Source organism: Candidatus Collinsella stercoripullorum, assembly GCF_027669965.1.
Classification (GTDB): Bacteria; Actinomycetota; Coriobacteriia; order Coriobacteriales; family Coriobacteriaceae; genus Collinsella; species Collinsella stercoripullorum.
In genome coordinates, this window is record NZ_JAQECM010000029.1 from 20,444 (window position 1) to 26,439 (window position 5,996).

The 5,996-nt window shown below is 73.3% G+C and carries 6 protein-coding genes; 3 read left to right on the forward strand and 3 right to left on the reverse strand.

The features are described 5' to 3' along the window. The first annotated feature begins 44 nt into the window (after positions 1 to 44). Positions 45 to 665, forward strand: coding sequence for a GNAT family N-acetyltransferase (locus PHA29_RS06870; protein WP_270848834.1), 621 nt, complete (start codon positions 45 to 47; stop codon positions 663 to 665). Positions 666 to 727: 62 nt separating this feature from the next. Here PHA29_RS06870 and PHA29_RS06875 read toward each other — a convergent pair whose 3' ends face one another. The 3 genes from PHA29_RS06875 to PHA29_RS06885 all read right to left on the reverse strand — a co-directional run bounded on the left by PHA29_RS06875 (position 728) and on the right by PHA29_RS06885 (position 2,813). Then, positions 728 to 1,066: a P-II family nitrogen regulator gene (locus tag PHA29_RS06875; RefSeq protein ID WP_270404811.1), complete on the reverse strand. Its 339-nt coding sequence runs from the start codon at positions 1,064 to 1,066 to the stop codon at positions 728 to 730. A gap of 42 nt (positions 1,067 to 1,108) precedes the next feature. After that, positions 1,109 to 1,324 (reverse strand): hypothetical protein, encoded by a 216-nt coding sequence (locus PHA29_RS06880; protein ID WP_270575051.1) that lies wholly within the window; start codon positions 1,322 to 1,324, stop codon positions 1,109 to 1,111. Positions 1,325 to 1,538: 214 nt separating this feature from the next. Beyond that, entirely contained in the window at positions 1,539 to 2,813 is a 1,275-nt protein-coding gene (locus tag PHA29_RS06885; protein WP_270848836.1) for an ammonium transporter, read from the reverse strand. 408 nt (positions 2,814 to 3,221) lie between these two features. Here PHA29_RS06885 and PHA29_RS06890 point away from each other — a divergent pair, with 408 nt between their 5' ends. Both PHA29_RS06890 and PHA29_RS06895 read left to right on the forward strand, forming a co-directional pair. Further along, positions 3,222 to 5,009, forward strand: coding sequence for a 1-deoxy-D-xylulose-5-phosphate synthase (locus tag PHA29_RS06890; protein ID WP_270848838.1), 1,788 nt, complete (start codon positions 3,222 to 3,224; stop codon positions 5,007 to 5,009). A 317-nt stretch (positions 5,010 to 5,326) separates the two neighbouring features. Continuing rightward, positions 5,327 to 5,959 carry a helix-turn-helix domain-containing protein gene (locus PHA29_RS06895; protein WP_270848840.1) on the forward strand — a complete coding sequence of 211 codons (633 nt, stop codon included), beginning with the start codon at positions 5,327 to 5,329 and terminating at the stop codon, positions 5,957 to 5,959. Positions 5,960 to 5,996: the final 37 nt, after the last annotated feature.

A 5,996-nucleotide genomic window follows, 5' to 3' on the forward strand; every position in this document is an offset into this window, starting at 1 on the left:
CCGGCGACCGGCGACACCGGGATCCGCATGACGAGGGAGGACCCATGACCACCATCGTGACCGAGCGCCTGATCCTGCGCCCCTGGGAGGATGCCGACGCGCCCGCCCTCTACCGCCTCGCGCGCGACCCGGAGGTGGGGCCCGCCGCCGGCTGGTTCGTGCACGGGAGCGAGGAGCAGAGCCTGGAGGTCATCCGCGACGTCCTGCGCGGGCCGGAGAGCTACGCGATCACCCTGCGCGGCACCGGCGGCACCGGTGGCGGGGACGGCGCGGGCTCACCGGGGACCGCGGAAGCCGGCGGCGCGCAGGACGCGGCGGTGGCGGCGCGCGAACCCGCCGGGACGCTCGTGGGCGCGATATCGCTCATGGGCGCGCAGGCGAGCGACCTCGTGGGCGGAGCGGGCGAGTACGAGGCGGGCTACTGGGTCGGCCGGCCGTTCTGGGGCCGCGGCTACTGCCCGGAGGCCCTGCGCGCGCTCATCGCCCGCGCCCGGGACGAGCTGGGCGCCCGCACCATCTGGGCGGGCTACTACACGGGCAACGGGAAGTCGCGGCGCGTCATGGAGAAATGCGGCATGTCCTTCGTCCGCTGCGACCGCGACGTCGACGTGCCCCTGCTCGGCGAGCGCCGGAACCTCATGGTGATGAGGCTCGACCTCCGCTGACCCGCCGAGCCCGTCCTGCACGGCATCCTGCGGGAAAAAAGTGACTGTCCCTATTTTCCCGCCTACACCGCCGCGGAGCCGCGCTCGCCGGTGCGGATGCGCACGACCTCCTCGACCGGGGCGACGAAGATCTTCCCGTCCCCCACCTCGCCGGTGCGCGCCGCCGCGCAGATGACCGCCACGATGTCGTCGACCTGCGAGTCGTCGACCACCAGGTCGAACTGGACCTTGGGGATGGTGTTCAGCGGCACCTGCCTGCCGCGCACGTACTCCGTCCAGCCGTGGCTGTTGCCGCAGCCCTGGACCTGCACGATGGTCATGCCCCGCACGTGCGCCTCGAACAGCGCCTCCTTGAGGGCCTCGAGCTTCTCGGCACGCACGATCGCCGTGATCCGCTTCATGTCGTCCTCCTCATCGTCCGGGGCGCCGCGGTCCCGCGCCTCTCATCGCATGCCCGCGCCCGACCGCCCGCAGCGCGCGAGCAGCATCGACGAGCGCAGGTAGGTAAGGAGCTCAGCGGGCTCGTCCGCCGCATCAGGACCCTGGCCGCGCAGGGGCGCCTCCACGGCGCGCACCTCGTACGCCGCCCGTCCGCGCACCGCGGCCCCCGTCCCGATACCGGCCGTCGAGGCCGCGCCCTTCATCGCCGTACCCATCATGGTCTCCTCCGATCTCCCATATCCTCCCGGGCCGGATGCCCGGCCCGGCCTCCTTCGGCGAGGGCGCCGACCCGCATCGGCGCACCGTCGCGACACCGCGGACGACCGCCGGCCCCTCGGGAAGTGCCCCGTCGGCCCCGCGCCGCAGGACTCCGGACGGCCGCCCCCGGGAAGCGCCCCGCGGCACGACGGGGCGCCCGGGGGCCGCCGCGCCTCAGTCCAGACCGCTGAACGCGGGGTAGGCGCTCTCGCCGTGCTCGGCGACGTCCAGCCCGATCGCCTCGTCCGCCTCGTCCACGCGGACCCGCCCGCCCATCAGCGCGCGGATCGCGCAGGCAATCGCCAGGTCGAGCACGACCACCACGACGAGCGTCACCGCGATGCCGAGCACCTGGTCGACCAGAAGCGACGGGTCGCCCGTGTACAGCAGGCCGCCGTGCTCGGTCCAGGAGAGCTCGGGGACGCAGAACAGACCCGTGAGCACGCCGTCCAGGATGCCGCCGACGCCGTGGCAGCCGAACGCGTCGAGCGCGTCGTCGTAGCCCAGGCGCGCCTTCAGATGCGAGATGGCGAGGTAGCACACGGGGGACACGACCGCGCCCATGACGAGCGCCGCCCACGGCTCCACGAAGCCGGCGGCGGGCGTGACCACCACGAGCCCCGCAACCAGACCCGTGCTCGCGCCCACGAGGGTGGGCTTGCCGGTCGCGACGCGCTCGACGACCATCCAGGAGGCGAGCCCCGCCGCGCTCGCGGTCACCGTGTTCAGGATCGCGAGCGCGGCGATCCCGTCGGCGGCGAAGGCCGAGCCCCCGTTGAATCCGAACCAGCCGAACCACAGCAGCCCCGCCCCCGGCGTGACGAACGGCACGTTGTGCGGGCGGTAGCTCAGCTGGCCGAACCCGCGGCGGCCGCCGGCGAGCAGGCACAGGATGAGGCCGGTGACGCCCGACGAGATGTGGACCACGTCGCCCCCGGCGAAATCGAGCGCGCCGATGACGTCGCCGATCAGCGACCCCTCCCCGCCCCAGACCATGTGCGCGAGCGGCGCGTAGACCGCGAGCACCCACACGGCCAGAAACGCCATGGCGAACCCGAAGCGCACGCGCCCGGCGAGCGACCCGGTCACGATGGCCGCCGTGATCATGGCGAAGGCCATCTGGAAGGCGATGTCCACCACGGAGGGGTAGGTCGCGTCCGCCGGCGGGGTGGACGTCTCGGCGAGCAGGTCGGAGACGGTCGGCAGGGCGAGCAGCTGGTCGAGCCCGCCGATGAAGGACAGCGAGCCGTCCCCGCCGTAGGCGAGCGACCAGCCCGCGACCACCCATAGCACGCCGACGACGCCGACGACCGCAAGGCACATGAGCATGGTGTTGACGACGTTCTTGCGCCGCGCCAGCCCGCCGTAGAAGAACGCCAGGCCGGGGGTCATGAGGAACACGAGCATGGTGCAGATGAGCATGAACGCCGTGGATCCGGTGTCGAACATGGGGCCTCCTCGCCTCGATTGCCCGCACGGAGGCGGGGCGGGAATCCGACGCGCACATCTTGGCACGGCGCCGCGCGCGGGCAGGGTGCCGGCGGGGAGGTTCGACGAATGGAAAACCGCCCGTAGCATCGCGGACCCGGTCCGGAAACGCCCGCGAAACCTTTGAAACGCCCCTGTCACACGACGGGGCGCGGGGCGGGGCCCCGCCTCGCCAGGCGTTCCGGCCGCGGCGCGTGCCCGCGCCCCCGCAGGTCCCGGCGCGCCGCCCGCCGACCCGCCGGGCGGGTCCGCACAAGGCCGTCACACATCGCCTGGGACTTTGTGCCACAGTCTTGATACTCTGTTTGGGAACGACGAAGCGCGGCGCCTCCGCACACGCACCGCACGAGAGAGGGAGAGTCGCCGAGCATGCTTCTACCGCACATCTCATCGCCCGACGACGTCAAGGCGCTCGACGCGTCCGAGCTGCCGTCGCTGTGCGCGGAGATCCGCCGTGCGCTGCTCGACTGCTCGTCCGCGGTGGGCGGCCACCTCGGGTCCAACCTCGCCGTCGTGGAGCTCACCGTCGCCCTGCACCGCGTGTTCGACTCCCCCCGCGACAGGATCGTCTTCGACGTCTCGCATCAGACCTACACCCACAAGATCCTCACCGGCCGCGCGCAGGCCTTCACCGACCCCGCCCACTACCAGGACGTCTCCGGCTTCTCCAACCCGCTCGAGAGCGAGCACGACCTGTTCGCGATGGGCCACACCTCGACCTCGGTGAGCCTCGCCTGCGGCCTCGCCAAGGCGCGCGACCTCGCGGGCGGGTCCTACGACGTCGTCGCGGTGATCGGCGACGGCGCCCTTTCCGGCGGGCTGGCGTTCGAGGGGCTCGACAACGCCTCCGAGCTGGGAAGCGGTCTGATCATCGTCATCAACGACAACGACCGCTCGATCGCCGAGAACCACGGCGGCATCTACCGCAACCTCGCCGAGCTGCGCGCGACCCGCGGGCAGGCGCCGGACAACGTCTTCCGCGCGCTGGGGCTCGACTACCGCTACCTGGACGAGGGCAACGACGTCGGCGCCCTGGTGGAGGCCCTGTCCTCGCTGCGCGGCACCGACCGCCCCGTCGTCCTGCACGTCCGCACGCGCAAGGGCTGCGGCTACGCGCCCGCCGAGCGCGACCCGGAGACGTGGCACCATGTGGGGCCCTTCGACCTCGCCGGCACGGACGCGCCCGCCCGGCGCGCCACGGCCGACGGGACCCGCCCCGCCCCGGTGGACTACGCCGAGCTCACCGGCCGTCTGCTCACCGAGCGCATGGACCGCGACCCGCAGCTCGTCGTCGTCTCCGCGGCGACCCCCTACATCATGGGGTTCTCCCCCGAGCGGCGCCGCGCCGTCGGGGCCCGGTTCGTGGACGTGGGCATCGCCGAGGAGCACGCCGTCACCTTCGTGACCGCCCTCGCCCGCGCGGGGGCCCATCCCGTGCTCGGGATCTACGGGACCTTCCTGCAGCGCGCCTACGACGAGCTGTGGCACGACCTGTGCCTGAACTCCGCTCCCGCCACGCTGCTCGTCTTCGGCTCGTCCGTGTTCGGCACCACCGACCAGACCCACCTGGGCTTCTTCGACCTCGCCATGCTGGGCGACATGCCCGGCCTGCGCGTGCTCGCCCCCGCCTGCCGCGAGGAGTACGAGGCGATGCTCGCCTGGTCGCTCGACCGGCGCGAGGCGCCCGTCGCCATCCGCGTGCCCGCCCGCGGGGTGGACGCGCGGCCCGACCTCGCCCCTGCCCCCGGCGAGGGCTTCGAGGCGGTCCGCTACCTCACCGTGCGCGAGGGCTCCGAGGTCGCCGTCCTCGCACTGGGCAGCTTCTTCCCCTTGGGCGAGCGCCTGGCCGACGAGCTGCGGCGCCGCGGGGTCGAGCCCACGCTCATCGACCCGCGCTTCGCCTCCGAGCTCGACCGGGACCGCCTGGAGGAGCTCGCCGCGACGCACCGCCTCGTCGTCACGGTGGAGGACGGCGTGCTGGAGGGCGGCTGGGGCGAGCGGGTGGCCCGCTACCTCGGCCCGCGCAACGTGCTCGTGCGCTGCTACGGCGTGCACGCCGGCTTCCCGGACCGCTACGACCCCCACGAGCTGCTCGCCGAGAACGGCATGACCGTCGACGCCATGGCATCCGAGGTCCTCGGCCTGCTCGGGCGCTAGAAGGGCTCCCACCGATCGCGTTCTCGCGCTGCGCCCCCCGTGACGAAGCGGGCGCAGCTTGGGCCCGCGCGCCCTCCGCAGGGGCGCGCGGGACCGCATGGACCGGTCCGCGTTTCCCGGGGAGGACGCTGGGGCCCGCATGCGGGCGGGCGCACTCTACGCAGCGTAGGTGGCGCGCACCGCGGCCCGTCCCCATAATGGGATGCGCGCCAGCCGCGCCGGCCGCGCCCCGCGCCTCGACACCCCCGCCCGCATCCCGATGATGCGCGGGACGGCCATCGGGCGCCCCCTCACGACCCCGAACCGAAAGGACCGCGATGTCCACCTACCTGACCGCCGACACCATCCGCGCCCTGCGCGAGGGCCGCGGGCTCACCCAGCGCGGGCTCGCCGAGCGCATCGGCGTGACCGACAAGGCCGTCTCCAAATGGGAGAGCGGCCGCGGCCTGCCCGACATCTCGCTCATCGAGGACCTCGCCCGCGCCCTAGGCGTGTCGGTCGCCGAGCTGCTCACCGGCGACGTGCGCACGAACGCCAACCGCGCCGGCAACATGCTGCGCTCGAAGCTCTACGTCTGCCCGATCTGCGGCAACGTCGTGCACGCTCTGGGCGAGGGCTCGTTCTCCTGCTGCGGCGTGCAGCTGCCCCCGCTCGAGGCCGAGGAGGCCTCCGAGGACGGGGAGCACGCGTTTCGCGTCGAGCGCGTCGAGAACGACTGGCTCGTGACGCTCGACCACCCCATGACCAAGGAGCACTTCGTGAGCTTCATGGCCTACGTCACCTCGGACACGGTGACCGTCACGAGGCTCTACCCCGAGCAGGACGCCCAGACGCGCTTCCCCATGCGCGGCAGCGGCACGATCCTCGTCCACTGCAACCGCCACAGGCTGTTCCGCGCCCGGACCCCGCGCATCCGCCGCGCGGCCCCCGGCACCCTGCCGCGGGGATAGCCGGACGGCACCGGCGGCGGGACGCGGGCCCCTGCCG